The organism is Catenuloplanes japonicus (genome assembly GCF_000717135.1).
In the GTDB taxonomy this organism is placed as follows: Bacteria; Actinomycetota; Actinomycetes; order Mycobacteriales; family Micromonosporaceae; genus Catenuloplanes; species Catenuloplanes japonicus.
In genome coordinates this window covers 226,016-250,709 of sequence record NZ_JNXY01000031.1, presented here as the reverse complement: position 1 = coordinate 250,709, position 24,694 = coordinate 226,016, and the positions used below count along the sequence as shown (strand labels likewise).

Annotated in this window: 30 protein-coding genes and 2 tRNA genes; 11 read left to right on the top strand and 21 right to left on the bottom strand. The window is 66.0% G+C overall.

Annotated elements, in window-relative coordinates:
• Nucleotides 1-115 precede the first annotated feature (115 nt).
• Nucleotides 116-1,450, bottom strand: coding sequence for a trigger factor (tig, locus tag OP04_RS36935; RefSeq protein ID WP_033344550.1), 1,335 nt, complete (start codon nucleotides 1,448-1,450; stop codon nucleotides 116-118).
• Between the two features lie 241 nt (nucleotides 1,451-1,691).
• A tRNA-Pro gene (locus OP04_RS36930) sits at nucleotides 1,692-1,765 on the bottom strand.
• Nucleotides 1,766-1,905: 140 nt separating this feature from the next.
• On the opposite strand from OP04_RS36930, the gene OP04_RS36925 reads away from it, so the two are divergent.
• Nucleotides 1,906-1,979, top strand: a tRNA-Gly gene (locus tag OP04_RS36925).
• 146 nt (nucleotides 1,980-2,125) lie between these two features.
• Here the strand turns inward: OP04_RS36925 and OP04_RS36920 are convergent.
• The 13 genes from OP04_RS36920 to OP04_RS36860 all read right to left on the bottom strand — a co-directional run bounded on the left by OP04_RS36920 (nucleotide 2,126) and on the right by OP04_RS36860 (nucleotide 10,502).
• The gene (locus OP04_RS36920) at nucleotides 2,126-3,286 is read right to left on the bottom strand and encodes a tyrosine-type recombinase/integrase (RefSeq protein WP_033344549.1); all 1,161 of its coding nucleotides are present in this window, start codon (nucleotides 3,284-3,286) and stop codon (nucleotides 2,126-2,128) included.
• The gene (locus OP04_RS36915; RefSeq protein WP_033344548.1) at nucleotides 3,286-3,504 is read right to left on the bottom strand and encodes a helix-turn-helix domain-containing protein; all 219 of its coding nucleotides are present in this window, start codon (nucleotides 3,502-3,504) and stop codon (nucleotides 3,286-3,288) included. Before OP04_RS36915 ends, OP04_RS36920 begins: the two co-directional genes overlap by 1 nt.
• Before the next feature lie 20 nt (nucleotides 3,505-3,524).
• Complete coding sequence (locus OP04_RS36910; protein WP_033344547.1) at nucleotides 3,525-5,276, bottom strand: replication initiator; 1,752 nt, start codon at nucleotides 5,274-5,276, stop codon at nucleotides 3,525-3,527.
• Nucleotides 5,273-5,872 carry a hypothetical protein gene (locus tag OP04_RS36905; protein ID WP_033344546.1) on the bottom strand — a complete coding sequence of 200 codons (600 nt, stop codon included), beginning with the start codon at nucleotides 5,870-5,872 and terminating at the stop codon, nucleotides 5,273-5,275. The genes OP04_RS36910 and OP04_RS36905 overlap by 4 nt, the downstream gene beginning before the upstream one ends.
• On the bottom strand, nucleotides 5,869-7,302 hold the full coding sequence (locus tag OP04_RS36900; protein WP_033344545.1) for an FtsK/SpoIIIE domain-containing protein: 1,434 nt from the start codon (nucleotides 7,300-7,302) through the stop codon (nucleotides 5,869-5,871). Before OP04_RS36900 ends, OP04_RS36905 begins: the two co-directional genes overlap by 4 nt.
• A complete protein-coding gene (locus OP04_RS36895; protein ID WP_033344544.1) occupies nucleotides 7,293-7,703 on the bottom strand; it encodes a hypothetical protein in 411 nt (136 codons plus the stop codon). Before OP04_RS36895 ends, OP04_RS36900 begins: the two co-directional genes overlap by 10 nt.
• Complete coding sequence (locus OP04_RS36890; RefSeq protein ID WP_033344543.1) at nucleotides 7,700-7,888, bottom strand: hypothetical protein; 189 nt, start codon at nucleotides 7,886-7,888, stop codon at nucleotides 7,700-7,702. Before OP04_RS36890 ends, OP04_RS36895 begins: the two co-directional genes overlap by 4 nt.
• Nucleotides 7,888-8,112: a hypothetical protein gene (locus tag OP04_RS36885; RefSeq protein ID WP_157240856.1), complete on the bottom strand. Its 225-nt coding sequence runs from the start codon at nucleotides 8,110-8,112 to the stop codon at nucleotides 7,888-7,890. The genes OP04_RS36890 and OP04_RS36885 overlap by 1 nt, the downstream gene beginning before the upstream one ends.
• A gap of 94 nt (nucleotides 8,113-8,206) precedes the next feature.
• Nucleotides 8,207-8,629 (bottom strand): hypothetical protein, encoded by a 423-nt coding sequence (locus tag OP04_RS36880; protein WP_033344541.1) that lies wholly within the window; start codon nucleotides 8,627-8,629, stop codon nucleotides 8,207-8,209.
• Between the two features lie 121 nt (nucleotides 8,630-8,750).
• Nucleotides 8,751-9,140 carry a hypothetical protein gene (locus OP04_RS36875; protein WP_033344540.1) on the bottom strand — a complete coding sequence of 130 codons (390 nt, stop codon included), beginning with the start codon at nucleotides 9,138-9,140 and terminating at the stop codon, nucleotides 8,751-8,753.
• Between the two features lie 24 nt (nucleotides 9,141-9,164).
• Nucleotides 9,165-9,902 carry a GntR family transcriptional regulator gene (locus tag OP04_RS36870; protein WP_033344539.1) on the bottom strand — a complete coding sequence of 246 codons (738 nt, stop codon included), beginning with the start codon at nucleotides 9,900-9,902 and terminating at the stop codon, nucleotides 9,165-9,167.
• Between the two features lie 68 nt (nucleotides 9,903-9,970).
• Entirely contained in the window at nucleotides 9,971-10,252 is a 282-nt protein-coding gene (locus tag OP04_RS36865) for a hypothetical protein (RefSeq protein ID WP_051799652.1), read from the bottom strand.
• A 19-nt stretch (nucleotides 10,253-10,271) separates the two neighbouring features.
• Nucleotides 10,272-10,502 (bottom strand): hypothetical protein, encoded by a 231-nt coding sequence (locus OP04_RS36860; protein WP_033344617.1) that lies wholly within the window; start codon nucleotides 10,500-10,502, stop codon nucleotides 10,272-10,274.
• Nucleotides 10,503-11,015: 513 nt separating this feature from the next.
• Here OP04_RS36860 and OP04_RS36855 point away from each other — a divergent pair.
• Nucleotides 11,016-11,579, top strand: a complete 564-nt coding sequence (locus OP04_RS36855; RefSeq protein ID WP_033344538.1) for a GntR family transcriptional regulator — start codon at nucleotides 11,016-11,018, stop codon at nucleotides 11,577-11,579.
• Between the two features lie 21 nt (nucleotides 11,580-11,600).
• Complete coding sequence (locus OP04_RS36850; RefSeq protein ID WP_033344537.1) at nucleotides 11,601-12,269, top strand: YdcF family protein; 669 nt, start codon at nucleotides 11,601-11,603, stop codon at nucleotides 12,267-12,269.
• An 81-nt stretch (nucleotides 12,270-12,350) separates the two neighbouring features.
• Here OP04_RS36850 and OP04_RS36845 read toward each other — a convergent pair whose 3' ends face one another.
• Entirely contained in the window at nucleotides 12,351-12,521 is a 171-nt protein-coding gene (locus OP04_RS36845) for a hypothetical protein (protein ID WP_157240852.1), read from the bottom strand.
• A gap of 367 nt (nucleotides 12,522-12,888) precedes the next feature.
• On the opposite strand from OP04_RS36845, the gene OP04_RS36840 reads away from it, so the two are divergent.
• Both OP04_RS36840 and OP04_RS52405 read left to right on the top strand, forming a co-directional pair.
• Nucleotides 12,889-13,728 (top strand): helix-turn-helix domain-containing protein, encoded by an 840-nt coding sequence (locus OP04_RS36840; protein ID WP_051799651.1) that lies wholly within the window; start codon nucleotides 12,889-12,891, stop codon nucleotides 13,726-13,728.
• Nucleotides 13,716-13,901 (top strand): DUF397 domain-containing protein, encoded by a 186-nt coding sequence (locus OP04_RS52405; RefSeq protein WP_085067064.1) that lies wholly within the window; start codon nucleotides 13,716-13,718, stop codon nucleotides 13,899-13,901. Before OP04_RS36840 ends, OP04_RS52405 begins: the two co-directional genes overlap by 13 nt.
• Before the next feature lie 32 nt (nucleotides 13,902-13,933).
• On the opposite strand, the gene OP04_RS52400 is transcribed toward OP04_RS52405, so the two are convergent.
• The 3 genes from OP04_RS52400 to OP04_RS52395 form a co-directional block, all read right to left on the bottom strand.
• The gene (locus OP04_RS52400) at nucleotides 13,934-14,893 is read right to left on the bottom strand and encodes a reverse transcriptase family protein (protein WP_198154111.1); all 960 of its coding nucleotides are present in this window, start codon (nucleotides 14,891-14,893) and stop codon (nucleotides 13,934-13,936) included.
• Between the two features lie 120 nt (nucleotides 14,894-15,013).
• A complete protein-coding gene (locus tag OP04_RS53950; RefSeq protein WP_157240848.1) occupies nucleotides 15,014-15,706 on the bottom strand; it encodes a hypothetical protein in 693 nt (230 codons plus the stop codon).
• 254 nt (nucleotides 15,707-15,960) lie between these two features.
• The gene (locus tag OP04_RS52395) at nucleotides 15,961-17,703 is read right to left on the bottom strand and encodes a DUF262 domain-containing protein (protein ID WP_085067062.1); all 1,743 of its coding nucleotides are present in this window, start codon (nucleotides 17,701-17,703) and stop codon (nucleotides 15,961-15,963) included.
• Nucleotides 17,704-17,963: 260 nt separating this feature from the next.
• Here OP04_RS52395 and OP04_RS36835 point away from each other — a divergent pair, with 260 nt between their 5' ends.
• The 5 genes from OP04_RS36835 to OP04_RS36815 all read left to right on the top strand — a co-directional run bounded on the left by OP04_RS36835 (nucleotide 17,964) and on the right by OP04_RS36815 (nucleotide 21,883).
• Nucleotides 17,964-18,512, top strand: coding sequence for a restriction endonuclease (locus OP04_RS36835; protein WP_085067061.1), 549 nt, complete (start codon nucleotides 17,964-17,966; stop codon nucleotides 18,510-18,512).
• Between the two features lie 1,283 nt (nucleotides 18,513-19,795).
• Nucleotides 19,796-20,275, top strand: coding sequence for a restriction endonuclease (locus OP04_RS36830; protein WP_033344534.1), 480 nt, complete (start codon nucleotides 19,796-19,798; stop codon nucleotides 20,273-20,275).
• An 82-nt stretch (nucleotides 20,276-20,357) separates the two neighbouring features.
• Complete coding sequence (locus tag OP04_RS36825) at nucleotides 20,358-20,873, top strand: restriction endonuclease (RefSeq protein WP_033344533.1); 516 nt, start codon at nucleotides 20,358-20,360, stop codon at nucleotides 20,871-20,873.
• Nucleotides 20,873-21,064 carry a helix-hairpin-helix domain-containing protein gene (locus tag OP04_RS36820; protein WP_033344615.1) on the top strand — a complete coding sequence of 64 codons (192 nt, stop codon included), beginning with the start codon at nucleotides 20,873-20,875 and terminating at the stop codon, nucleotides 21,062-21,064. The genes OP04_RS36825 and OP04_RS36820 overlap by 1 nt, the downstream gene beginning before the upstream one ends.
• Before the next feature lie 267 nt (nucleotides 21,065-21,331).
• Nucleotides 21,332-21,883 carry a hypothetical protein gene (locus OP04_RS36815; protein WP_033344532.1) on the top strand — a complete coding sequence of 184 codons (552 nt, stop codon included), beginning with the start codon at nucleotides 21,332-21,334 and terminating at the stop codon, nucleotides 21,881-21,883.
• A gap of 9 nt (nucleotides 21,884-21,892) precedes the next feature.
• Here the strand turns inward: OP04_RS36815 and OP04_RS36810 are convergent, their stop codons facing one another.
• Entirely contained in the window at nucleotides 21,893-23,110 is a 1,218-nt protein-coding gene (locus OP04_RS36810; RefSeq protein WP_051799650.1) for an MFS transporter, read from the bottom strand.
• Between the two features lie 106 nt (nucleotides 23,111-23,216).
• On the opposite strand from OP04_RS36810, the gene OP04_RS36805 reads away from it, so the two are divergent.
• Nucleotides 23,217-24,101 (top strand): LysR family transcriptional regulator, encoded by an 885-nt coding sequence (locus tag OP04_RS36805; RefSeq protein WP_033344531.1) that lies wholly within the window; start codon nucleotides 23,217-23,219, stop codon nucleotides 24,099-24,101.
• Here OP04_RS36805 and OP04_RS36800 read toward each other — a convergent pair.
• Nucleotides 24,088-24,636 (bottom strand): flavoprotein, encoded by a 549-nt coding sequence (locus tag OP04_RS36800; protein ID WP_051799649.1) that lies wholly within the window; start codon nucleotides 24,634-24,636, stop codon nucleotides 24,088-24,090. The genes OP04_RS36805 and OP04_RS36800 overlap by 14 nt on opposite strands.
• Nucleotides 24,637-24,694: the final 58 nt, after the last annotated feature.

The window sequence follows — 24,694 nt, the reverse complement described above, 5'->3', positions numbered from 1 at the left end:
TGTTCGCTGTAAGCGCACGTCTTCTGCCCTGAGAAGAAGCGGGTTTCCACCCCAAGATCAAAAGCCGCCGGGGGTACGTCGTACCCGCGGCGGCCCTTGATCTGCCCTTGGGGCCTTAGTGCACGTGGTGGTGCTCGTCCTGGATCGCCTCGAGCGTCACGACCTCGCCCGTGGTGTCCTTGATCGTCACGCGCTCCAGCACGATCTGCAGCGCCTTGCCCCGGCGCACGTCGCCGAAGACGGCCTGCGCCTCACCCGACCGGGCCAGCTGGTCGTAGTACTGCTGGGGCTGCAGGCCGGCCCGCTGCGCGCGGTGCATGATCTCGTGCCCGAACTCGTCGTCCGACACCTGCACCTCCTCGGCCTCGGCGATCGTGTCCAGCAGCAGCTGGATCTTCACGCCCTCGGTCGCGGCCTCCTGCAGCTCGGTGTCGATCTGCTCCTCGGTCTTCTCCTCCGAGGCCAGGTAGTCCTCCAGCGACGCGCCGATCCGCTCCAGCTGGTCCGTCATCGCGGCCTTGCGCTGCTCCACCGCGTCCTTCACGACACCCTCCGGCGCCGGGATCTCCGCGTCCTCCACGATCTGCGCCAGCACCTTGTCCCGGGCCGCGTAGATCTGCTCGACCTTCTTCACCCGGGTGACCCGCTCGCGCACGTCGCCCTTCAGCTCCTCCAGCGTGTCGAACTCGCTGGCCAGCTGCGCGAAGTCGTCGTCCAGCGGCGGCAGCTCCTTCTCCTTCACGGTGCGGACCGTGGTGGAAACCTCCGCGTCCTGACCGGCGAAGTCGCCGCCGACCAGCTGCGTGGTGAACGTCGCCGACTCGCCGGCGGACAGGCCCACCAGAACCTCGTCCAGCCCCGGGAGCAACTGCTGCGAGCCGACCTCGTGCGAGATGTTCGTCGCGGAGCCGCCCGGCACCTCGACGCCGTCGACCGTCGCGTTCAGGTCCAGCTGCACGTAGTCGCCGTCGGCCGCGGGCCGCTCGACCGTCTTCAGCGTGGCGAACCGCTCGCGCAGGTTCTTCACCTGCTCGTCGATCTCGGACTCGCCGATGACCAGCTCGTCCACCTCGACCGTGATCGCGGACAGGTCCGGGATCGTCAGCTCCGGCCGCACGTCGACCTCGGCCGTGAACTTCAGCGGCTCACGGTCGGAGAACTCCGTCACGTTCACCTCGGGACGACCGAGGATCTTGACGTCGTGCTCCTGCACGGCCGCGAACAGCTGCTGCGGGATGGCCTCGTTCACAGCCTCGTTCAGCACGGCCTCACGGCCGACCCGCTGGTCGATCACCGAGGACGGCACCTTGCCACGGCGGAAGCCGGGAATCTGCACCTGCTGCGCGAGTTCCCGGTACGCCTTCTTCAGGCTCGGCTCGAGCTCGGCGAACGGCACCTCGATGGCGAGCCGCACCCGAGTCGGGCTCAGAGTCTCGACGGTGCTCTTCACAGGCGTACTCCTTGATGGATCTGGGTGAATTAACGGCGTGTCCGCTGTCGTGGCGTCTGCGCTCGCTCTTGTCGGTCATCGCGCAGACGCGGAGTGAGGGCGGTCTGCTCACTGTTTCGTCTGCAGACACGCCGGCGTTACGCGCCGTCGCTCTCGCGAGTTTAGGCCGTGGTCGCGGCACGCTCGCGCCCGGGTTTGAAACCCATGTGGTCGTGCCGTGGTCGTGCCTGGGTCCGTGTCGTCGGGGTGGCGGGATTTGAACCCACGGCCCCTCGCTCCCAAAGCGAGTGCGCTACCAAACTGCGCCACACCCCGTGGCCGCTTCGAGTGTAGGCGCCGTCCGGGCGGCCGGAACCGGCGGGCCGGACGGTTTCGGTGCGACGGGTGGGGATACCGGCTTGGGAAGATCACGAAGAGTGGGTACGCTAGGGCGGCACGCGGTGATGCGTGTGCACGCGGACGTAGCTCAATGGTAGAGCCTCAGTCTTCCAAACTGATTACGCGGGTTCGATTCCCGTCGTCCGCTCCACTTCGGGTCAGCCTGTCAGCGGAGAGCGCTGACCAGGGCGTTCCGCATGCCACCCGGGGGCCGAGCCCCCAGACCCCCACGGTGTTGCTCGCTTGCGTTCCGGCGTGGTTGATCTTGCGTGCCATTAACGTGCCATTGGCGTGCCACTAGCCCTGCTTCTTGGGCTTCTTCGCGTCCTTGGGCTTCTTCAGCTTCGTGGCCTTGGCGATGCGCTTGTCCATGTCGCTGGCGATCTCGCGGTCACGCTCGTTCGTCGCGTGCTGGTAGATCAGCGCGGCCCTCATGCTGGACTGGCCCATCCTCACCATCAGCTCCCGCGTGCTCGCGCCGGTCGAGGCCGCCAGTGTGTTGCCGGTGTGGCGCAGGTCGTGGAAGTGGAAACCGGCCGGCATGCCCGCGTTGCCGAGCGCGGCCTCCCACTTCACCGCGCGGCGGAAGTTGCCGGTTCGCAGGAGCGCGCCCTTGTCGCCGGTGAAGATCAGCGCCTCGTCGCCGTCGTTGACGTGTTGCTTCAGGTGCTCGTCGAGGGCGGCTTTTGCGATTGCCGGAAGAGTGACGACGCGGAGGCCGGCGGCGGACTTGGGCGGGCCGAAGACGAGTTCCGCCTTGAGCGCGGCGACCTTGCGGTGGATGCGCAGCGTGCCGTTCGCCGGGTCGTAGTCGGCGCGCCGGAGCGCGATCAACTCGCCCCATCGAGCGCCGGAGAAAGCGGCCGTGGTGATGAGCGCCTTGAAACGGTCCGGCATCTGATCCGCGAGCGCGAGCACCTGGACGACGGTGGCGGTCGGGCGCTCCGGGGTGTGGTAGCGGTCATAGCCGGGGATACGGCAGGGGTTCTGCCGAATGATCTCGTCTTCCTTGGCCGCGGTGTTGAGGATCGCACGGAGCAGCGAGTATGCCTTGACGGCCTGAGGCTCGGTGGTGCCGCTGTCGAGGAGCTTCCGCCGCCATGAGCGGATCGAGGCCGGGGTGAGGGTGCCGATTGCCATCTCACCGAGCGCCGGCAAGATGTGCAAGCGGAAAAGATCTTCATAATTCTCGCGGGTACGGGGCTGGAGCTTCCTTTCCGCGATCCAGCTACGGCCGTAGGGGGCGAGGCGGGTCTCCTTGTCCTCCGGAGGCTGCCACTCCCCCTTGATGATTTCCGACTCGACGATGGTGAGCCACTGCTCAGCCTCGCGGGTGGTGGCGAATGTGTGCGGGGCGGTGCGCATGATGCCGTCCGGGCCGCGGTAGCGAGCCTGGTAGCGGCCGGACGGGAGTTTGCGGATGCTGCCGAAACGGCGATGGCCCTCCTTGTTCGCCATCAGGCGGCACCTCGCAGCCAGGCGCGGATCTGGGCGCGGTCAGTGGGCTCGATCCGCTGGGCGCGGATGTATGCCTCCACGTCCGCGGGCTCGAAGCGGACCAGGCGGCCGACCTTCACGTAGGCGATTCGGCGCTCCGCGACGAGACGGCGCACGAACCGGATCGTGGACTTGAGGCGAGCGGCAACCTCGGCCGAGGTCAACAGCTCGTCATCCATTCGGGTACCTCCTTGAGAGATCACGCGGCCACCTGTTGTGGCGCGAGGTTGGCCTGCGCGGTGGCGAGTTGCTGGCGCCATCGGATGCGGGCGGAGACGGCGCGCAGGACGCGGTGTTCGAGCGGGAGGACGTCGGGGTCGTCCGGGCGTGCCATCTCGAAGCGGAAGCGCTTGGGGCTGTCGAACTCGGTCGCGCTCGGGCTTTCCTCGGTGTCCGCCAGGCCGCCGGCCAGGACCGCGCGGACCCACGAGCGGTCGTCTGCCCGGTGGTCCGCGAGGGTCTTGCCGGACCACTGCCGGGAGACGAGGACGCGGCGGCCGGTGAAGCCGAGCGTGGTGCGCTGGTGGACCTTCCCGGTGCAGCGACCGGGGGTGAGGCCGGCTTTCGCGCCGTCCGGCTGGACGTTGTAGAGCAGCCAGTTCGCGCAGCTCGGGGAGCACGGCAGCGTGGACAGCTCCGCGTGGAGGCGGTCGAAGTGCGCGCGCTGCGGATCGGTCTTCGGTGCGGCGTGCTCGGTCAGATCCTTCGTGACGTATTTCGTCACGTAGTGGATCGCGCGCTCGGCATCCTTCGTACCGGAGTCAATGCCGCGCGCGTCGATCCGGCCGAGCCGCGCGACGTAGGCCGGCTCGGCGTCGGTCTCCCCCAGCGCATCCAGTGCCTCAGCCCACGTCGGCAGCAGTGTCCGGGACTTCGGGTCGACGTAACCGCCCTGGTCTGCGTCCCAGACCGGAGGTTTGTCGACCGAGTACGTCGCCCGGTCGAACGGCGGCCACCACACCTGGTGGTAGGTGGCCGCCGCGATCTGCTTGAGCAGCCGCCGCGGGAGCGTGCCGCGGATCGCGAAGTGCGAGTGCGGGGCGAGACGGCGTTGGAGCTCGACCGCACCGGCGTATTGAACGTTCCAACCCGCCGCGCGCCGGAGGTTCTGCCACCAGCGGTCCATCACCCGCGCGAAGTGAATCGCGTCGAGCGCGGCGCGCCGGTAGTCGTAGGCGTCCGGGTTGACCGGGGTGCCGAGTTTCGGGTCGTACTGGCCGTGCCGGGTGCCGCACTCACACGGGGCGACGTAGGAGCCGCGCCGGATGTGCGAGTGGACCGGACCGTGTGAGTCGAGGGTGAGCGTGACCAGCATCGACGGGCGGTAGGTCTTGCCCTCCCGACCGGCGTAGGCGCGGCCGACCGTGCGCCCGTCGACCGGGAGCCGTGGGAGATCCGGGGAGTCCTGGCGGCGCTTGGTCGAGCGCTTCCGGCGGGGGCGCTCGTCGCGGTCGCGCGGGGTGAGGTGACCGCGGAGGTTGGTCTCGGCCAGCAGGTCGTCTACCTGCTCGATTGCCTCGTCGAGGCCGGCGACCTGGGCGACGCGCTCGTCCGGGGTCATCGGCTCGTAGTTGGCGGCCTCACGGTCGAACTCCAGATGCGCCCGGTGCGCCACGAGGTCGAGCACGGCCGCGGTTGGCGGGTCCGGGTCGATCGCGGGCTCGTCCGCGAGGTGCCAGCCCTCCCGGATCTGCTGGATACGCAGCCGCCGGCCACGCTCGGCGCACGGCTTGCACTTCGTGGCCAGGGTCGCCCCACACGGCACCTCGACGATCTCCGTGACGCCGGTGAACGTGTCGGTGCGGCGCAGGACGACCGGGCGGACGCAGACGCCGTTGTTCTCCGCGAGCTGGCGCAGCGCCTCCTTGGCGAGCGGCTGCCGCATCCGCGCGGCCCGCGAGCCCGGACGCGGCTCCTCCCCCGCGATCGGGATCAGTGCCGGCTGAGTCATCGCGTCACCTCCGCAGTCGGGCGGGAGAAGGCGAGTGCGGGCACGGGGACGAGGCCGGGGCGCTCGTTCGTCGCGCGCGGCGCCGGGTCCGGGGTCGCCTGGTCCGCGGCCGGTCGCTCGCTCGGAGCGTGCGAGGCGTTCGCGGGGGCGGTGATCGTCGTTTCCGGGTCGGTCGGAACCCACGTCGCGGGCGGCACTGGGGCCGAGTGCGTGGCCGGCTTGCCGGACAGGACGAGCTTGGACATGCCCATGAAGGCCAGCGCGGGGACGGCGGACAGCAGCCAGCCGGAGATGCCCGGTTTGGCGACCGCGAGTTGTGCGGACAGGGACAGGGTGACGCCGCAGATGAGCAGGAACATCGGGTAGCGGATCGAGCGGCCTGCGCGGTGGCGGGCGCGGATGGTCAGCAGGGCAGCGATCGGGAGGAGTTCGGAGATCGCGGCGTTGGCCCAGCCGAACCAGTCCGGCGTACCGGCGGGGCTGTTGTCCATGGTCCAGTCGTGGACGTGGGTGAACGATGCGGCCCCGGCCAGGCTGCCGACCGTGAGGAGGATGGCGACCAGGACAACGCCCTCGAAACGTTCGGCACGGGTCATGCGCCCTCCCCCACGATCTCGCCCTCGACGACCTGCGCGTATCCGTACCGATGGCAAAGATCTTGAATGTCACGGTCGGAGTGGTAGGCGAAACGGACCCGGACCGGCTCACGCACGCCGTCGAGCGCGACGAAGGCGACGCCGGGTGAGGTCTCGGGGATCTCGTCCGCGAGGGCGCCGCGGTTGCGGGCGCCGTCGCCGAGGATGAGGTCGACCTGTTCGGCCTCGGTCAGGCGCAGCGCGATCCGGGTCGGGAACAGGTCCCGGAACGGCAGCACCTCTTTGCGCGGGTCTTGGAGTGCGGCGATGACGTGGACGCCGACCGCGCGGCCCTGGGACAGCAGCAGCGACAGGGACTCGCGGATGCGGTCGCGGATCTTGCGGTCGGAGATGTAGGAGGTGAGCGCGGCGAGTTCGTCGATCACGATGACGATCAGGGAGTCTCCGGGTGTGGGGGTGTGCTGGCGGGTGACGCCGCGGAGGCGGTTGGCGCGTGTTCGCATGCGGGTGACGGCGTCCTCCAGGGCTACGGCCATCGCGTCGGCGGTGTCGTAGACGAAGCGGGTGAACAGCGGGAGGCCGCCGGCCAGCTCCATGCCGCCTTTGGGGTCGAAGACCCACAGCTCGACGAGTTGCTGTTGGATGCCGGCGGCGAGCGCGGAGATGAGTGCCCAGATCACCGAGCCTTTGCCCGCGTTCGTGGCGCCGCCGACCAGGACGTGTGATCCGGCCAGGCGCAGGGCGTAGGCGTCGCCGTTCTCCTGGACGCCGAGTGGGAGCGCGGCCAGGTCGAGGCTTTCCGGGGTCGGGATCGGCGGGATCGTCTCCGCGAGTGGGTCACGGCGCAGGAAGACCAGGACGATCCTGTCCGGACGACGGTGGGTGCGGGCGCGGCCCTCACGGACGCGGAAGGTGTAGGCGAGGCGCGGGGCGGCTTTGCCCCAGTCGTCGGGGTGCTGGCCGGGCAGCATCCGGACCGTCACTTCGTCGCCGAACGAGAACGTGCGGACGTGGAGGAGCTGCGGGACGTACTTGTCGCCGCCGAACGCGGTGGCCAGGCCGCAGGTCGCCATGGCCGGAGCCCAGCCGCGCCGGTAGACGGTCAGCCGACGCCAGCGGCCCAGCAGCGGCCACCACGCGAACCTGTTCCAGGACGCGCGATGCCAGCGCCACCACGCGCCGCCGGCCGCCGTGATTGTGGCGAGGACGGCGAGCAGGATCTCCCAGCCGAAATCGGCCCAGATCCAGGTGACCAGCGCGGCCGGGCCGGTCAGCCACCAGTAGCGGACGGCGAGGACCGTGAGCCGGAACGTTCCGCGAACCGTCCACCACAGGGCGAGGAGCCAGCCGGGCACCCGCCACACGGGTACCCGGACGTTCATCGGAGCGGTCGGGATCTTGTCGCCGGGGATCACGTTGATCAGCGGCATGGAGGCACCTCCCCGATGCCGTCTTCGCGAGTGTCGGCCGGGAAGAGCGCGATCTGATCCGGGTGCGCGACCGGGGCCGCGATCTCACGGGTGGCCGGGCGCCGGCTGTGCTGGCCTGGATTGGTATTCGGCTCGCGGACGTGCCGGATCATGGTCGGCAGCCAGCGGCCACGGCCGAGCACCGCACGCATGTCCACCGGATCAGAAACGTAGGGCGCGATGCTGGCCGGGTCGAGGTGGTGCAGCTTGACGATCGTGCGGGCCAGGGTCGCGGCGGCAGCGGAGATCTCCACCAGCGCCGCGACCCGCAGCACGTCGATCGGGGTCGAGAGGTAGACCTGCCGGACAGCGGCGAGACCGTACGCCGTGATCTTCCGGACGACGACGCGGCGAGCGGTCACAGCGTCCACCCCCGGCCCCACGCCGGGCGACCGAGCCGGACACGACAACGGCGGCAGCACATCCGCTTCGGGTCGAACCGGCGCGGCTTGACCCAGGTGCCGCAGTACGTGCACCAGATCGCGGACACCGTCGAGCGGACGCCGCAGTGCAGCCGGGCGATCGCGAACAGCGTGGCCGTGGTCATCAGGCCACCTCCGACGCACGAAGGCCGGCCGCGTGCTCCCGCGCGGTCTGCGCCAGCTCCGCGGACTCGTCGGTGCCGGCCCGGTCGAGCAGGTCGGCTTTCGCGTCGAACCAGTCCGCCCGTACCCGATCAGGGGTGTTTCGGTCCGGCTTTGCGGCCAGCAACGCCGACAGCTGCGCGGCGAATGACTGCACGCGGGCAGCCTCGTCTACCGTGGGCTTCACAGCCCTCTCCTTCCAAGGGGAAACGGGTTGGCAGCGCGGGAGCGGGCCGAAATTCTTGGTCGGAGGACGGCCCGCCCCCGCGTTCTCTTGCAGCTCAAGCCGCAGCAGGCCCCGCGGCGGCACGAATCCCGGAAGCGCGCAGCGAATACGCCATCCGCGCCCGGCACTTGTTCGACGAGCCGCCGCAGCGGTTCCCGTCCACATAGGGCGTGATCGTCAGCCCGTCGAACTCCACCGCCGGCGGGTAACCCGGCACGGTCGATGCTGGCGGGACCGGCTGATGCGGCGCCACGACCTTCACCTTCACCTCGGTCGTCCGCCCGAACTTCCCCGCCTCCGGGTCCAGGTCCATCACCTTCACGACCCAGATCCGCTCGCCGGTCTCCTTGTCTCGCGCCTGGCTGTCCGCCTCACCCCGGCGGTCAAAGTCCACCTGCGCGTCAACGCCCAGGCAGAGCGCCCCACGCGGAAACACGTACTCGGACGGAACCGGCACCTTCAACGTCAGCGGAACCACGAACCAGCCTCCTTGCTACACAGGCATCCAAGCGATGACCTGTTATGCAAACAAGTTAGGTCGACTTGTGCACACAAGCAACGGCGCTGGACCGAATTTCAGATCATGCGCATCCGGACAGTCATTGACCGAACTCGGTGAACACCTGAACCACCGCAGCGACAACGTCGAAGGTCCCGCTCGGACCCACACCATGCAGCCACAACAGCGACGGCGTGCCGTCGTCGGCCGCTTCGCGAGGCGGAAGCCCTGCCGGCCACGGCTCACGCGGAGACAACACCTGCGCGGTGAAGTCGAAGAAGGTCATCTCTTCGCGGGGCACCCGATCCAGCGCGAAGAAGTGGATCTCCCGCAGAGACAACGACATCCACGGATGTTCGGAGAACTTCAGGAGAGCGACCTCCAGGCCATCGTCCAACTCGCCCACCGACAGCGACAGTCGCTCGATCCCGTACCCCTGAAACGCCTCTACCGCCGCAAGAGCGGAAGCAAATCCATACTCATCGGTCACCCGCGGGAGTATCCACCGCGGGCGCTACGGCAACGGGTACGCATCCTCGATCTCGTGCCGGGAGCCAGGCATCACCAGCACCGACGACAGCAAGGCATCACCCGAGGACTGATACACCGTGATGACGGTGGTGATCACCGGCTCGTCGCCGGGCACGTCAAGGGCTTCGGCCTCTTCGGCGGTCACACGGCGGGCGGTTAGCCGCTCGATCACGTAGTCCCCGCGGAAGCCCCGCGCCTGGTGGATGTGGTCGAGCAGGTTGCCCGCGATCTCCGCAGGCTTGATGATGTCGGTTCCGACCGCGATGTCCACCGGGACGAACGTCGACACCAGGTCGACCGGCCCGAACTCCGAGACCGTGCGGCGCCGGCGCTCGTAGACCGGCGTGCCCTCCGGAATGTGCAGCGAGGCGGCGATCCGTGGCGATGCCAGGACCGGTCCGACGTGCAGGATTTCCGTGGCAACGGTCTCGTCCAGGTACAGCGCTTCACGGGCGTACTGCGGAGACACGCCGGCCGCGGAGGGCCGCCCGCGAACGAAATGCCCCTTGCCCTGCTGCGACTCGATCCAGCCGTCCTGCCGCAGGATGCTCAGCGCCTTCAACACGGTCGGGCGCGCGACCGCGAACTCCTTTGCGAGGGTGTTCTCCGACGGGAGCGAGGTCCCGGGCAGGTAGGCACCGTTCTCGATGCGCTCACGGACCGTGTTCAGCACCCGCATGTACTTCGGCGTAGGCACTTCATACCCGGCCACGCACACCATCCCGACTCGACGCAACTACTTGTCAACACAAGACACTAAATGAGATACGCATGACCAGGCAAGAGCGGTCACGCGTCAGGGCCGCCATCGCTCGACCGGCGACCGAACCAGAACTCGGCGCCGCCATCGCGGCGCAGACCGACCAGTTGGGGATGCGTCGCACCCGGACGCCGCCCCGGCAGCCGTCCGTATCTGACGAAAACCCGCAGCGCCGCCCGCTTCAACGGGCACGGCCCGTCCAGATCGCAGACCGGGCACCGGCCATCGTTGGCGAGATCGGTATGCCGGTCCAACTGCCGCTGCGCGGCCCGCAGCTCTGATCGAGCTTCGTCGGTCAGGTAGACCGCCATCGCTCGCCCCTTTCGTCGATTACCGCGCGACCCGCATGGCCCGCAAGCCGCCACGAAGCACGAAGATCTCGCGCCGGTCCGTCGCGTCACCGGTCTCCGGATCGAGGACGTAGCCGGTGATCCAGGCCCAGCCGTCGTAGGTCGCCTTATCCGACACCGAGATCACTCGGAAGATCATGGCGTTGGAGCCGTTGAACTGCACCGATGCCCTGCGATCAACGATCAGGACATCCCCGACCCTGGGATCCATCGCGCCCTCCACCGAAGTTCAGTCGGTGAGAGCGCCGGGGCGGCGATTTCTTGTTACCAAAGGTGCCAGCCAGAGGTGTCACAAGGATGCCGGTGTCACAAGGATGCCGACGCCGCCCCGGCGCCAGGTCAGGACGAGGCAGCCCTCCCAGAGCCACCACAGTCGAGGCAGGGCCGACGAAATGACGCGTCGGTCCGCCCACAGCTGTAGGCCATGACACGCATGGCCGACCGCCTGACCACGTACTTCCAGCCGTTGCCTCGACACGAGGCACAGGCTGGACGCTCATCGGTCACGGCAGGAAGCGGGTCGCCGGCTTCCTCCTTTCGAGCCGGACACCGCTCGGAGACACCCGTCTCGATCTCGTTCGCCGACATCCGGCCTCCTTGCCGCCACCAATAGAGCTAGCCCTATTAGAGGGAATCGAGGCCGGGGATGTCAATAGAGCTACCCCTAACAAGAAAAGTTGACCTGAAAGGTGCTAGCTTCAGGGCGCTCAACCGAGGAGGCACCATGAGCACCGGCTACCGCGAACTGGCGGCCACGCTGCGGACCGCGATCCTGCAAGGCGACTACGCCGAGGGCACGACGCTGCCCAAGCAGGAGGAGATCGCCACCGAGCACGGCGTCAACATCAAGACCGTCCGCCAAGCGGTCCGCATCCTCGAAGCCGAAGGTCTCGTCACCCCAGTCCGCCGACGCGGCACCGTAGTCCGGCCGCGCCTGCCGATGAAGCGTCTCGGCGCCGACCGCTACGCGAAGAGCAAATGGAAGGGCACCGGCCTCGTAGCCTTCGCCGCCGACCGTGAAGCGACCGGCCGGCCCTGGAAACCCGGAGACCAGACCCAGACAGTACGGATGACGACCGCGGACGCCGACATCGCGGAAGCCCTCGGTCTTGAAGTCGGGATGCCGACGCCCGACGAGATCGACCAGCTCCAGCTACCCGGCGGCGAACCGGTGATGATCCTGCAACGCATCACCTACACCGCCGAGGGCCGCCCGATCGAGTTCGCCCGCGGAGTCCACGCCGCATCCCGCTTCGCCTGGACCTACCACTTCCAGATCCCCGACTAACCCACGCTCGGAGGCCACGCCATGACGAACAGCCCTGCCGTCATCCCCGCCGAGATCCGCGAGGATGTCGAAACCCTCTGGAACTACCACCAGATGGGCCACGAACTCCGCCCCACCGATGTCGGGATCGGCTTGGGTAGCCATGACATCGGCGTTGCCATGATCGGCGCCGACCTCTACCACCGCGGCATGTACCCGATCCTGCTCTTCACCGGCGCCAACGCACCACCCACGATCGAGGTCTTCCCGCGCGGCGAAGCAGTGCACTACCGCGAATACGCCCTAGAGCACGGAGTCCCCGACGAGGCGATCCTCATCGAGACGAAGGCCCGGCACACCGCCGAGAACATCGTCCTCTCCCGCGAGCTGCTGGAGGAGCGGGGCTACAAGGACATCCAGTCCATCACCCTCATGTCCCGCCCCTACCAACAGCGACGCGGCTACTCCATCTGCAAGAAATTCTGGCCCGAGGTCGATGTCATCTGCGCCTCGAACCCGCTCCCCATCGACGACTACTTCGCCTTCATCGGCAACGCAAACAAGGTCATCGACACGATGGTGGGCGATACCCAGCGCATCGACACCTGGGCCGCAGCCGACTGGGCCATCCCACAGCCGATGCCCGACGAGGTTCGAGCTGCGTACGAACGCCTGGTGACGGCCGGCTTCACAAGCAGGCTGGTGTCATAGAGCCCGCCGAGCGGGTGCTCTTCCCGCCTCTAAATCGAGCTCGTTTGCCTCGCCGCCTGCACCGGACTCCCCGAACTGGGCCTAAGACCCTGTAAGCGCGAGAAGCGTCGGCGACGCGTCATCGGTCGCCAGTGCCCGCGAGACGGAGTCGAGGAGTCCGGAGAACTTCGCCAAGTCGTCAGCCATGAGCATGAACTCCATCACCGGCTCCTCAATGTCGCTGACGTATGCCTCGAACTCGACGAACGTCACGTTCGGCATGAGCGTGCACTTGAGCAAGCGGATGCCGATTCGGGTACCCAGCGCATCGTTCAATCGAATGAATTGCATACGCGATCGATGCCACGGTCTGAGTCCAACGATCCAGCATTCCTCCGGCTCACACCATGACGGATGAACGATGTTGGTGTTTTCTGCCTGAACAGCGTCCGCAGACATGCAGCTCCCTTCGAGACACAGGAGCAGGTTCTTGCCCGCTCCCGAATCAATCGGATCTGCGTCAACTATTTCTTGCGGCACTCCCGAGCGGACCCCTTCCGCCCTCTCCATGCCGACCGGCAGAAATGTCTAGCGAGCGGAGGAATCCGATTGACGGCCTGTGGAACGGCTGCGGTACAGAATGACCGGTGATCAAGCGGGCGCCCCGCATCCGACACTCGTTTCGCTGGGTCGAGAGCTACGCATCGCGCGGGAGTCTCACTGCTGGACTCAGCAGGAGCTTGGCAGGGAGATTCACTTCTCGGACAGTCAAATCTCCGCTGTGGAGACCGGGCGCCGGCCCCCGAGTATTGACCTCGTCCGCCGCGCCGACGCGGCCCTCGGCACCGGAGGTCTTCTCAGTCGCCTCCTGGAGACCGTGCAAGCAACCGCCAGCCACGAGGCCCTGCCCGAGTGGTTCCGCCCCTGGGCAGAAATCGAGCAAACCGCCACCGCGCTCCGCTCTTACCAACCACTGGTCCTCGACGGCCTGCTCCAGACGCCCGCCTACGCCCGCGCCATGTTCCAGGCGGGCGACCCGACAGCCAGCGAGGACACACTCCAGCGCGCAGTGAACGCCCGCATCCAACGCCAACAGATCCTCAGCCGCCCGAACCCACCGCGGCTCATCACGATCCTCGAAGAGTCGGTCCTTCACCGACCGATCGGCGACACCCCAGCGTTGATGCGCACTCAGCTTGATCACCTGACTACTGCCAGCCATGCCGGCACCGCCGAGATCCACATCCTCCGCACAGAGGTTGGCGCACACCGAGGGTTAGCCGGCGCCTTCGCGCTCGCCACAATCCCCGGCCACCCCGACGCCGCCTACATCGACCCACAACTCCGCGGCATGGTCATCGAAACCGCGGCAGACGTTGATGCCATCCGGCACATCTGGGAAGGTCTCCTAGGAGAATCCCTTCCCAAGCGCCAGTCCCTCAAGCTGATCCAGGAGGCCACCCAGTCATGGACAACCTGATCTGGAAAAAATCTACCCGCAGCAGCCCAAACGGCGGCCACTGCATCGAGGTCTCAGTAACACACGCTAGCCGAGTCTTGGTTAGGGACAGCAAGACTCAGTCCGACTCGGCCCTATGCGTAAGCATGGCATCATGGCAAGCGTTCGTCCGTAGAATCCGGACACAACATTAACAGTCGGCATGGAATCTCCGTTCATATAAATTTCAATATATATCTTCGCAATCATCCGGTCCGCAGTAGTCGAGCGGAATTAGTTCAAAAAACGCCCCCAAGAGAGGTCGTCCAAATTCCGGTTCAACAGCAGTGATATATCGCGCCCAACCAAGCAAACGCTGCGGCCGCATATCACTAGCCTCACCGCCAAAATCGGCCATATAACTTTCATATCCGAATTTACGGATAATATGAAGGGTCCACCTCATATAACGCTTCATCTCGCGAGGAATGCGAGGCATATCCGATCCGCCCACATACAGGCCGGTCACATACTGAGGTCCGCCGCGCCGCATGAATGCGGTCTTCCTTAGGTTGATTAACCAACCGTCGTTAGAAATAATGCCCTCAATGGCCGACAGATGCTCGTCAGTTACGTCACCCGAAAAGACGAGATCGTCTACATATCGAGTGAAAGACAAGCCTTCGGTAGCGGAGAATTCAGCAAGCGCACTGTCTGTCTCCTGAAAAGCAAGGTTAGACAGGAAAGGCGACGTACTGAGACCAATCGGTAGCTTACCCGCAATAGTTGTAAGGCCTACACATAAGCTAGCCGCCTTCTCGTCGTAACCTTGCTGTTGCAGCAGAGAGTTCACCCAACGCGAGCCAATTGACGGAAAAAAGTCCTCTAAGTCTACACGTAGAACACACTTTTTACCCAAGTGTGCAGTGGCGTTGGTAATCGTAGAACGACTGCGCACGAAACCATGAACATGATCCGGTGGCAAGTATGGCAACACTTGCAAAAAGCTGCGGTTAAGACTCTTTGTAATGCTATCCAACCAGGGATTAGGCTTTACAATCTCCCGAATCCCGCCACGCCTCTTTCGGTGGGAACGAGATTCAAACAGCAGCCCATTACCCAACAGAACGCCCCGAGAGAGCTCTTCGAGCCGCTCAACATCAGTACCCGCATGCTGCGCCAAATCGTCAACCGAGAAGGTCGCCAACCGATACTCCCTACAGCGCAAAGGAGTGGGATCGTGTCCCTCCATGGGCTATTCAGCAACGCACGCGAACTCGCGCACTAAGTTGACGACGACCCCACCCTTCCGCGAGGATAGCACACTTCAGTGCAGAGGGGTCCGGCGGCTTGACAGCCGACCGTGCTCTAAAGAATAGAGAATAGAAACAGAGGGTTCAATCTCTCGGAATTCTCGGAAACCTCTCTCCCTCGGACTTATCGAAAATCCCGATCGGATCCATCTACTTGTCGACAGCATGACGTAATCAATGATCGCCATTGACATCGCCTCCATTTTAGAAGCGACGATGAGGTCTAGATTCGGCAACTTGACCCGCCTGCCAAGCTTTTCATGCGCCCGCCGCCTCGCACCGCTAGCAAACCCCTCCACCAAGCGGACCATACCTTCGCTCTGCTCGATATAGCATTTCAGCTCAGGCTGGTCGCGATGCCGAATCAGCAAATCACATAAAAGGAATTCATACATAAATGAAACTTTTTCTTTTTCCGTTTCGCCCGCTTCGGAATAGGTTCCATCAGTTGTAACCATAAACGCCCGAAAATAGATACTTTTCATAAAATCAAAGAATGGAACGGACACATCTGGAGGGTCGGTCGATGCATGGAATCCGTGCTTACGGAAATTCTCAAAGCTTGAAAGTCCACTCAAACTACGCTTCGACGACAGTCGACGGTGCAGCTCTATGATTCGCTCTTCCACGACATCAGCATCGTCCCCGAGCTCAACAGCCCCCACAATCAAAGGGTGATCCGGATGGCTATTACCAGACTCATCCATAAAAATCCTAACCAACTGCCACCTCAGACCCCACTATACCGAGAAGGAAAACCTCAGCCGACCAATAGGCGGATTCGGAGCATCGGCCGGTCAGTACGAACGTTGGAACAGCGGAAATTGGACCGCCCACTCAATAAACCGTCTCAGCCAGAGCACACCGCGCATTCATTCAGCTAAGTGATGTACAGTAACAGACGATCTGTCTGACCGCGGGTGCTGGCCAACTGCCAAAATGCCACCGCCAGCATCAGCGATCAATTTTCAGAATATCGATCAACTGGCTCTACTTCGTCATCGAAGATTGGATCCGTTGCATTAGGCGCATCAAACAGATCCCCCATGAATTCGGCAATTGAGCGTTCCAGATCGGCATTCTCGGCCGCTTCCGCTGAGGTGCCGACCAGATTCATCGCTTCCTCTTGGAGGGTGGCAGATCGCTCCGACAGGAACCCGTCATAGTCATCCAGCATGGCCGCCTCAAAAGCGGCATCCGACACTAAGCAGCTTTTCAGCCTGCGCCGGAGTTCAGAAACGCCATTATTGGCAATAATATCCGCGAGGTAAATCGATGGAGCTTTCTTGGAGATGGCGATATTACTAACAGAAGTGAGCATCACAATATTAGCCACGATATTCGCCTTTCCCGCCGCAATGTCCGAATCAGCCAAGTACCCACGAGGGAAAAAATGATGAAATTCTTTATCATTTCCCCATGAAAGAGCCTTTCCGACATCAATGCTTTGACCTGTCAACAAGTCGACTGGCTGAGCATAAGACAGCATCAGCGCAAGCATCTTCGACAAAGCATTATTCGACCTAAACTGCTTCGTACGCCAGACATCGCCGCGCGGCATAGTCAGGCCGACAACAATATCTTCGGTCTCGCCGGCCGCAAATGCTTTGACCGCATCTCGATCACTCGACATCTGGCCCGTGTTCCACCCACCAAAGTATCCACTGAGCGCAGTCCGCCAAAACCACCTATGAATGGCCGCATACTGAACGTATGTAGGGCTTGGAATTAGTCTGAAAATTTCGACCAGTACAGCAAATTGATTAAGATACGGAAGCGCGTCGGCCGTCGGAGCTTTAATCTGCTGCGTCACAAAGTCAACGGCTCTTCGCGCCGCAGCTTCTACCGCATCGACAGCATCCCTTAGACGACCCGTTTCCAGCTCCCTTAGGCGATCAATATTCTCAATAGAGAAACCAAATCCTGCTGCCGCCGAGACCGTACGAAGAACCGTCTTCCTGTCAATTTTTCCAAAGTTTTTCTGATCCAAAACGGACAGGATTTCATCAATTGAGTCGCGAAGGTCAAAATCCGGCTTCCAGGTCGCGGCGCGCATGAGATCAACCACTGTAAGTGGCGTGCCCGTGCTGTTAATCCGTTCAAAAATTGGCGCAACCTCATGAATCGAGATGTCCCCGAGCGTAACCGCAGCCACCATATAGTCCTGAAAGCGATTAAAGAGCTGGTCTGCACGGCGCTCTAGCTCTGCATCTTGGATCGCAGCCACCCTCCGAAAAAAGGCGGATGGATCAGGAATCAAGCGTACTGGAATATGATGCATTAAAGAGGCTTCAAGCGTGCTCAAATGGACAAACTTCCGCAACTTAAGGTCGTAGCTGATATTCCAAACACTGGCCCCGTCGCTCGGATCAGGATTCCAATAGAGCGCTCCGCAAATACTCGAAAGGCGCTGCTGCCCATCAAGGAGGTAATTAACCGGATATCCTGGCCGCCGCTCCTTGACCTGCAATCCGGCAATCGATCGCTCATTTTCAAGAGCTGTCGTAGACTGCCAAAGCAAGACGCTACCAATTGGATAGTTCTTTGCAACTGAATCAAGAAGGTCGAGAATTTGCTTACGTGTCCACACAAAGTCTCGCTGGAATTTCGGCAAAAGGATATCCGCTTCAAGCACTCGACGAGCAAGCAGCGAAATCCGCTCGACCGACGGCTTCGGATCACTGAACGGCGGCGCATCAGTCAAGACGTCTCCAACGCAGAAGGATCGGGTCCCATATGATCTCCATCGCTATCTCCAGCGCCAAGCCGACGCGCCGCACCAAAATTGAGAGTGGTCGTCTTAAGCCGCTGCTGGCAGTTGCCGACTTAGTCTCTTCTGGATCAAGGGCGCCGCACGCGGCGCCGCGTCGTCGGTGGCCTGCTGGCGGCCTGCGGCCGGCATCGGCCACCGGCAACGCACACGGTGGGCGACTTGTCGGAGCTGAGCGCTTCTAGCTTCTTCGCATGGTTCCTCCCGACGACGCACATGCAACGCCCGAGCTGGACGTGGACGAGGTTGAGGCGCTGGAGCGCTATCACCGGTCGATCAGCCGGCTGACCTTCTGTTTCGACGAGCGGCCGGACGTGCTGCACAACCGGAGCCTGATAGGACGGCTCACCGGCCGATCTCAGCCGGTCGAGATGCTGCTCTGGGGACCGGTCATGGGTCAGGACGTCGCAGTTGCGATCGAGTGCAAGCAGGGGCGGCAGGCCGTGGGAAGCGGAGTCATCGAGGAGTTCGCGGAGAAGCTGACGGACATCGCAGCCGACCGCGGCATCCTGTATGCCGTGGCTGGCTTCACCACGGACGCCCGAGCCCGCGCCGTCACCATGCGGCATCCGGCGATCATGCTGCTCGCGCTGAACCGGCCCGGCCGCAACCGGGAGCCGCTGATCCCGAGCCAGCGCCAGCCTGAGCAGGTCGGGGAGTTCCTGCCGCTGCACGACGCGGAGGAAGTCACGGAGATAGACCTCCTGCTCTACCTCTGGGGGCGTGGCGGCGAGCTGAACTAAGAACCACCGCGGGCACCGGTCCGTGACGATCGCGTAGGTGGCCGGGTGCCGTCGTGGCGTCCGGCGATCGGCTGCCGCGCCGCTGCGCGGCTTGCCACCGGTCCCCTTGGGTCGGCTCCCGCGCGGTGCCGGACGAGCACGGCAAGAGCCCCGGGCCGCGTACGGTCCGGGGCCGAAGAGCCGCCGCGCGGCGCTGAAGCGTCACAGCGGCGAGTCCCCATGGGCGTGCCACTAACACAGGCCGCGGACGGCTCTGTACGGTCATGATCGGGCAACGCGACACCCGCTCTCACCAGGCAAAACCGGACGATCATCCCATCACGGCGAGATCTTCCAAACTGATTACGCGGGTTCGATTCCCGTCGTCCGCTCCACTTGGGGTGAAGTGTGTCAACGGAGTGCGTTGACCTGGGCGTTTCGCATGCCACCCGGGGGCCGAGCCCCCGGACCCCCACGGTGTTGATCGCTCACGATCCGGCCTGGCTGGTCTTGCGACTACGCGGGCACAGGGTGGCAGTGTGATGAGCTCGGGTGACGTCGGACCGCCGGCTCCTGGACGCAGCGGCTGCACGCTCCTCGATTAGATCTCCGCTGGACTCCAGCACAAGGATCAGCTTCTCCAGGACCGGCCACGGCAGCGCGCCGTCACCGAAGCGCACGACGACGTGGTCGGCGGGCATCGGGGTGAACGGGCCGTCCAGCGTCGCGTCGGGGGATCGTCACGGAGAGGTAGGGGCAGGCCGGTCAGACCCGAGAGCTCGTACTGCCGGGCGTAGTCGGGGAGGCTGTGACCCGAGGTGACGTCGTAGAGCTTGCCGTCGTGGGACCAGATCTCCATCGTCGGATGATCGCAGTCTCGGTCTGCGTGCCGGACAGAAATGCGCGGTGGGCGCGGGCGAGCGAATCGCCACGTCCGATGCAGGGGTTCCCATGTGCGCGGCGCGGGACGCGCCTCGCGCGTGGCGGGCACGGCGGGAGTTGCGTGCTTTTTCGTGCGCCGCGCGGAACCGGCTCCGACGCCGGGAGGCAAGCGGAGCGCCGGCGGAGTCTTGGCGTACGGCGAGGTTTGCCCGCGGGAGCAGCGCTGCCGGGCCACGCCGGAAGTGGGAAGACCGGGATCGTGGGGTCTGGGGCTCGGCCCCAGGCCAGCAGAGCGCCCGCAGGGGCATGCGGACCGCGACCACCCCGGAAGCGGGAAGATGAATGTGATCTGGTCTGTCGTTCTTAGGGGTGTCGCACAAACTGGGCGACATCAACCGAGCGCCCGCGCATAATTTCGCTGGGTGACCGTCTTCGACCTCTTTCCGTGTGTGTCGCCGCTGCAGCGGTACGAGTTGTCGATCACCCGCATGCTGTGCAGTCTCGACGGCGGTGCCGAGGTCACGCTGAATCGCAGGGTTCCCGGGGTGCTGAGTGGCACGCTCCGGCGGGTCGATCTGCTGGCGCGCGGGCACGTGTTCGGCACGGGGGTGACGGTGGTGGTCGAGTGCTGTCAGGGGCGGCGCGCGGCGGACATCGGGGCGGTGGACCGGTTCATCGGCAAGTTGCTGGACGTCGATGCGGATCGTGGCGTGCTCTACTCCCGGTCGGGTTTCACGCCGTGTGCGCGGGCCCGTGCCGCGGCGGCCCGCTATCCGGCGGTGATGGCTGTTTCGCTCGCGCCGCGAATCCCGCGGCAGCGTTCCTCGTCGGGACCGCTGCCGCCGCACGGGGCCGAGGAGATCACCGAGGCGGACTTCGCGCTGTTCCTGTGGCCGGGCTGACCGGTAAGTTTTTACGGATTTAACGGTCAAGACGCACATTTTGGGCGATATTCCGAGGTGGGTCGGCCGTACGCTCAACGTTGTGTACCCAGCGGACCCGGACCAGCCGCCGGACCCCGACGAAGACACCCTCCGCCGGTTGACGCTGTTCGACGCGTCGATCAGCTGCCTCCTGGGCGGCTTCGAGCCCCCCGTCGAGGTCGGCTACAACCGCCGCGTCGAGGGCCGCCTCAGCCGTTCCCTCCGTCGTGTCGACGTCCTGATCCAGGGTGCCGTCCTCGGCATCCAGGTCACCGCCGCCATCGAGTGCCTGCAGCGCCGTCGCCGGCCGGTCGACGTCGGCGCGGTCGACCGTTTCGTCGGCAAGCTTCTCGACATCGGCGCCGACCGGGGCATTCTCTACTCGTGCACCGGCTTCACCGACCGCGCCCGCGCCCGCGCCGCGCACGCGCAGAGTCCGCCGGTCCTCGCCATCACGCTCAGCGACGGCCGTCTGGCCCGCGATACCCTCCCGCCACATGACTCGGCCGACGTGGGTCAGGCCGATTTCGCCCTGTTCCTCCGGATCGGCGGGACAGCAGACCTCTGGAGTCCGTGATGTCCCAATTCGACCTGCCCCGCGGGATCGGCCGTCCGGCGACGGGCGCGCTTGAGCTGGCCGGATATACGCGGCTGGATCAGTTGGCGGGGGTGCCGGAGAAGGAGCTTCTGGCCTTGCACGGCGTGGGGCCGAAGGCGATCCGGGTACTGAAGGAGGCGCTGGCGGAGCGCGGGCTCGGGTTGTCCTGAAGATCAAAGGCTTTTCGCGGGTACGGCCCCCGTCCCATGCGCGTCGAAGGCAGGCGTGCATGCAAGCCGCAAGCCACCTGGTATTTCGGCAACATCGCCTCGTTGCCGCCTCAGGCGATGGTGGATCCGCCCCGTGCCTCGGACCATGAGACCGAGGGCTTTCGCAGGTCGTGCCGCGCAAGCACCGCCCGATCGACATGATGATCGATTCGAGCGACGGACAACGAGGGTGGCGACGTGGGGCGGGTGTGGGCCTAGCGTCGGCGGATGGCGCTCGACGATGAGAAGAGCCGGGTCGGCGTCGCGGTGGCGCAGCCGGGGTGGGTCAGTGGGTACCGGGCGGCGGTGCAGCGGCTTGCCGGCGACTTCGACCGGCCGGTGTTCACGTTCGGGCGTGCGCACCCGGGGCGGATCAGCGGCGGGTGGTGGGAGGTTCAGCTGCTCATCCGCGGGGATGTCGACGGTGCGCCGGCGGCGGTCGCGGTCGAGCGTCATCAGTGCCCCGGTTATTCGCTCGGGCCGCTCGACGAAGGCTGCGTGAACAGCTTCCGCATTCTGCTGGCCGAGGTCGGCGTCGCGCGCGGCGTGCTGTTCTCCTACACCGGCTTCAGCGCGGCGGCGCAGGCCAGGGCGGTGGCGGGCCCGGACATCCTGCCGATCTCGCTCGGGACGCCCTACCGGATCAACCCCGACCGTCCCCACGTGTACGTCCCGGCGCTCCCGCACCGGGAGACGGCCGACGTGACCGAGCCGGAGTTCGCCGCTTTTCTGCGCGGCAGGGGCCGGGGCGGCAGGACGCCGCCCCGGCCCGGAGGGTGAGGCGAACGGCTAGCGCGGGAGCCGGAGCCGGACCGCGACCACCGCGGTCAGCGCCACCACGCCCGCCGCGAAACCGACCAGCGCGGTCTGGGTCGACACGACCGCGGTGGCGAAGCCGAAGCCGAGGATCGGGATGGACAGTCCCAAATAGCCGGCGAGGAACAGGCCGGCGAGGGCCTCGCCGCGGGTGGCCGGCTCGGAGATGGCGAAGACCGTGGCGACCGAGCCCTTGAAGAGCATGCCCGCGCCGGCCCCGGAGGCGGTGCCGCCGATCAGGAACAGGGGCAGGCTGGGCAGCCACACGGCGAGGACGGCCGCGACCAGGCCGAGCGTGAGCAGCGAGAGGCCGGAGCCGATCTGCCGGGCCGCGGGCAGGCTGCCGGAAAGCAGCTGGGACACCACGGAGCTGCCGAAGACCAGGAACGCGACCAGGCCGGCCAGCGCTCGCGACGGGTGGCCCATGGTGCTGCCGACGAATCCGGGGGCGACGGACGCGAACAGGCCCAGCACGGCGAACGCGGCGAACGCGCCGATCGCCACCGTGGCGAAGCGGCCACGGGCGGCGGGCGGGACGGCGACGCGCTGCGGCCGGTAGGGCTGCGGGGTGGCGGGCGGTGTGACGGTCTCCGGCACGAGGAGCAGGCCGGCCGCGACGGCGACGAGCAGGACCAGATAGACCGCATAGGGGGTACGCAACGGCGCTCCGACCCACTCGGCCAGCAGGCCGGACGTGAGCGAGCCGACCGCGAACCCGCCCATGTTCGCCGCGGTCGCGATCAGCTGGGCGAAGGCGCGGCCGGCCTCGGGGCGGGCGACCGCGTGCAGCTCGGACAGTGCGGCGGTCGCGGTGGCGGTGATCATGCCGACGGCGACGCCGCTGAGCGCGCGGCCGGCCAGGACCGCGGGGAACGAGGTCGAGGCGAGCAGGAGCACGCCGGAGACGATCTCGATCAGGATCGCGGGGAGCAGGATGCGGCGGCGGCCGAGGCGGTCGGAGAGGTGGCCGGCGAGGAAGAGGCTGACGGTCACGCCGACGGCGTAGGCGGCGTACGCCACCGTCACCATCAGCGTCGAGTAGCCCGCCTCGTGCTGGTAGAGCGGCCAGAGCGGCGTGGGCACGACCGTGAAAGCCATGGCGACCAGGAACGCGGCCGCGACAACCCAGAATCCGGCGCCGTGCCGGGACACGGCCGCTCGCGCGGGCGCCGGCAGGGTCTGAGCGGACATCAGAGGGCTCCTCAGAAAAAGGTTCGAGTGGTTCGACTCCACAGCTTCCGCGCCCGGGGGCATCTCCGCCAATGATTGTTCCTGCTGGGTCCTATCATCAACGGTGATGGAGCTGCGACACCTTGAGTACTTCGTGGCCGTCGCGGAGGAGCTGAGCTTCACCCGCGCGGCCGCGCGCCTGCACGTGGTCCAGTCCGGCGTGTCCGCCACGATCCGCGCGCTCGAGCAGCATCTCCAGGCTGAGCTGTTCGCCCGCGGGCCGCAGCGGATCTCGCTGACGGACGCGGGCTGCGCGCTGCTGCCCGAGGCGCGCGCGACGCTGGACGCGGCACAGGGCGCCCGGGACGCGGTCGCCCAGGTGCGCGGCGGCCTGCGCGGGACCGTCAACGTGGGCGCGATGACGTCCGTCACGATCCTGGACCTGCCGGGGCTGCTCGGACGGTTCACGGCCGACCACCCGGGCGTGACCGTGCGCATGCGGGCCGCGCCGAGCGGGTCGGCGGGGCTGGCTCAAGCACTGCTCGACGGCGAATTCGACCTGGCGTTCCTCTCCGACATCGACCGGCCGCACACCGGTCTCTCCGTCCACACCCTGGCACAGATCCGGATGGTCGCGATCGTCCCGAGCGGGTTTCCCGGAGAATCGGTCACGCTGGAGCGGCTGGCGGAGCGGCCGTTCATCGACTCGCCGGCCGGCTTCGGCAACCGGGTCGTCGTCGACCGGGCCTATGCGGCCGCCGGCCTGCAACGACGCGTCGCGCTGGAGGTGGTGGAGATCGGCACGGCACCCGAGTACGTGCGGAACGGGCTCGGCGTCTCGATCATGCCGCTCTTCTCCGTACCCCTGGATGATCGTGGGGTGAAGAGCCTGCCGATCGACGGGCCGGAGCTGTGGTGGTCACTGTCCGTCGCGACCGCGGTGCGCCGCCGCCCGACCGCGGCGACGCGCACGTTCCTGCAGCTCGCGGGGAATTACGTCAGGAACGGCTGAACGGGCGCAGCGCCTCGGTCACCCACGCCGGCTCGAAGACCTTGCCCGGATCGCCGCCCAGCTCGGGCGCGACCGGCCGGGCGCCGGGACGGCCGGAGTGCACGTCCAGCAGCACGGTCCCGGCGGACTCGAGCAGCGCCAGGTTGCGCCGCCACGCCGGATGGCCCCACAGCTTCTCGTTCACGGTCGGCACGGCCACCACCGGCACGCCCTCGCCGAGCGCCTCGCAGAGCCGGGCCAGCGCATACGTGTCCGCGGCCCCGGACGCGGCCTTGTTGAGCGTGTTGAACGTGGCCGGGCACACCACCACCGCGTCCGGCGGGCCGCCCTGCTTCGGCTGCTCCGGCGACCGGAAGTCGAACTGCGGCGGCGCACCCAGCACGTCCCGCACCGCCTCCGTGGAGAGCCACGCGCGTGAGGACGGCGTGCCGATCACGATCGGCGTCCAGCCCTCGACGATCAAAGCCTTCAACAGATCGGGGGTACGCGTGGTGAGCGGCGCCCCGCAGACGATCACTGTCACGTTCCCGGTCATGGCCGCACCGTACCTCTCTACCTTCCGATAGAGGCCGGTGCCCGCCTCAGGGGCGATT

What these genes read in the sequence shown, in the direction of transcription:
- OP04_RS36920 (WP_033344549.1), bottom strand. Translation starts at nt 3,286, where the DNA reads ATGGCGAACAAGGAGGGCCATCGCCGTTTCGGCAGCATCCGCAAACTC.
- OP04_RS36915 (WP_033344548.1), bottom strand. Translation starts at nt 3,504, where the DNA reads ATGGATGACGAGCTGTTGACCTCGGCCGAGGTTGCCGCTCGCCTCAAG.
- OP04_RS36910 (WP_033344547.1), bottom strand. Translation starts at nt 5,276, where the DNA reads ATGACTCAGCCGGCACTGATCCCGATCGCGGGGGAGGAGCCGCGTCCG.
- OP04_RS36905 (WP_033344546.1), bottom strand. Translation starts at nt 5,872, where the DNA reads ATGACCCGTGCCGAACGTTTCGAGGGCGTTGTCCTGGTCGCCATCCTC.
- OP04_RS36900 (WP_033344545.1), bottom strand. Translation starts at nt 7,302, where the DNA reads ATGCCGCTGATCAACGTGATCCCCGGCGACAAGATCCCGACCGCTCCG.
- OP04_RS36890 (WP_033344543.1), bottom strand. Translation starts at nt 7,888, where the DNA reads ATGACCACGGCCACGCTGTTCGCGATCGCCCGGCTGCACTGCGGCGTC.
- OP04_RS36870 (WP_033344539.1), bottom strand. Translation starts at nt 9,902, where the DNA reads ATGGTGTGCGTGGCCGGGTATGAAGTGCCTACGCCGAAGTACATGCGG.
- OP04_RS36865 (WP_051799652.1), bottom strand. Translation starts at nt 10,252, where the DNA reads ATGGCGGTCTACCTGACCGACGAAGCTCGATCAGAGCTGCGGGCCGCG.
- OP04_RS36860 (WP_033344617.1), bottom strand. Translation starts at nt 10,502, where the DNA reads ATGGATCCCAGGGTCGGGGATGTCCTGATCGTTGATCGCAGGGCATCG.
- OP04_RS36855 (WP_033344538.1), top strand. Translation starts at nt 11,016, where the DNA reads ATGAGCACCGGCTACCGCGAACTGGCGGCCACGCTGCGGACCGCGATC.
- OP04_RS36850 (WP_033344537.1), top strand. Translation starts at nt 11,601, where the DNA reads ATGACGAACAGCCCTGCCGTCATCCCCGCCGAGATCCGCGAGGATGTC.
- OP04_RS36840 (WP_051799651.1), top strand. Translation starts at nt 12,889, where the DNA reads ATGACCGGTGATCAAGCGGGCGCCCCGCATCCGACACTCGTTTCGCTG.
- OP04_RS52405 (WP_085067064.1), top strand. Translation starts at nt 13,716, where the DNA reads ATGGACAACCTGATCTGGAAAAAATCTACCCGCAGCAGCCCAAACGGC.
- OP04_RS53950 (WP_157240848.1), bottom strand. Translation starts at nt 15,706, where the DNA reads ATGGATGAGTCTGGTAATAGCCATCCGGATCACCCTTTGATTGTGGGG.
- OP04_RS36835 (WP_085067061.1), top strand. Translation starts at nt 17,964, where the DNA reads ATGGTTCCTCCCGACGACGCACATGCAACGCCCGAGCTGGACGTGGAC.
- OP04_RS36820 (WP_033344615.1), top strand. Translation starts at nt 20,873, where the DNA reads ATGTCCCAATTCGACCTGCCCCGCGGGATCGGCCGTCCGGCGACGGGC.
- OP04_RS36815 (WP_033344532.1), top strand. Translation starts at nt 21,332, where the DNA reads ATGGCGCTCGACGATGAGAAGAGCCGGGTCGGCGTCGCGGTGGCGCAG.
- OP04_RS36810 (WP_051799650.1), bottom strand. Translation starts at nt 23,110, where the DNA reads ATGTCCGCTCAGACCCTGCCGGCGCCCGCGCGAGCGGCCGTGTCCCGG.
- OP04_RS36805 (WP_033344531.1), top strand. Translation starts at nt 23,217, where the DNA reads ATGGAGCTGCGACACCTTGAGTACTTCGTGGCCGTCGCGGAGGAGCTG.
- OP04_RS36800 (WP_051799649.1), bottom strand. Translation starts at nt 24,636, where the DNA reads ATGACCGGGAACGTGACAGTGATCGTCTGCGGGGCGCCGCTCACCACG.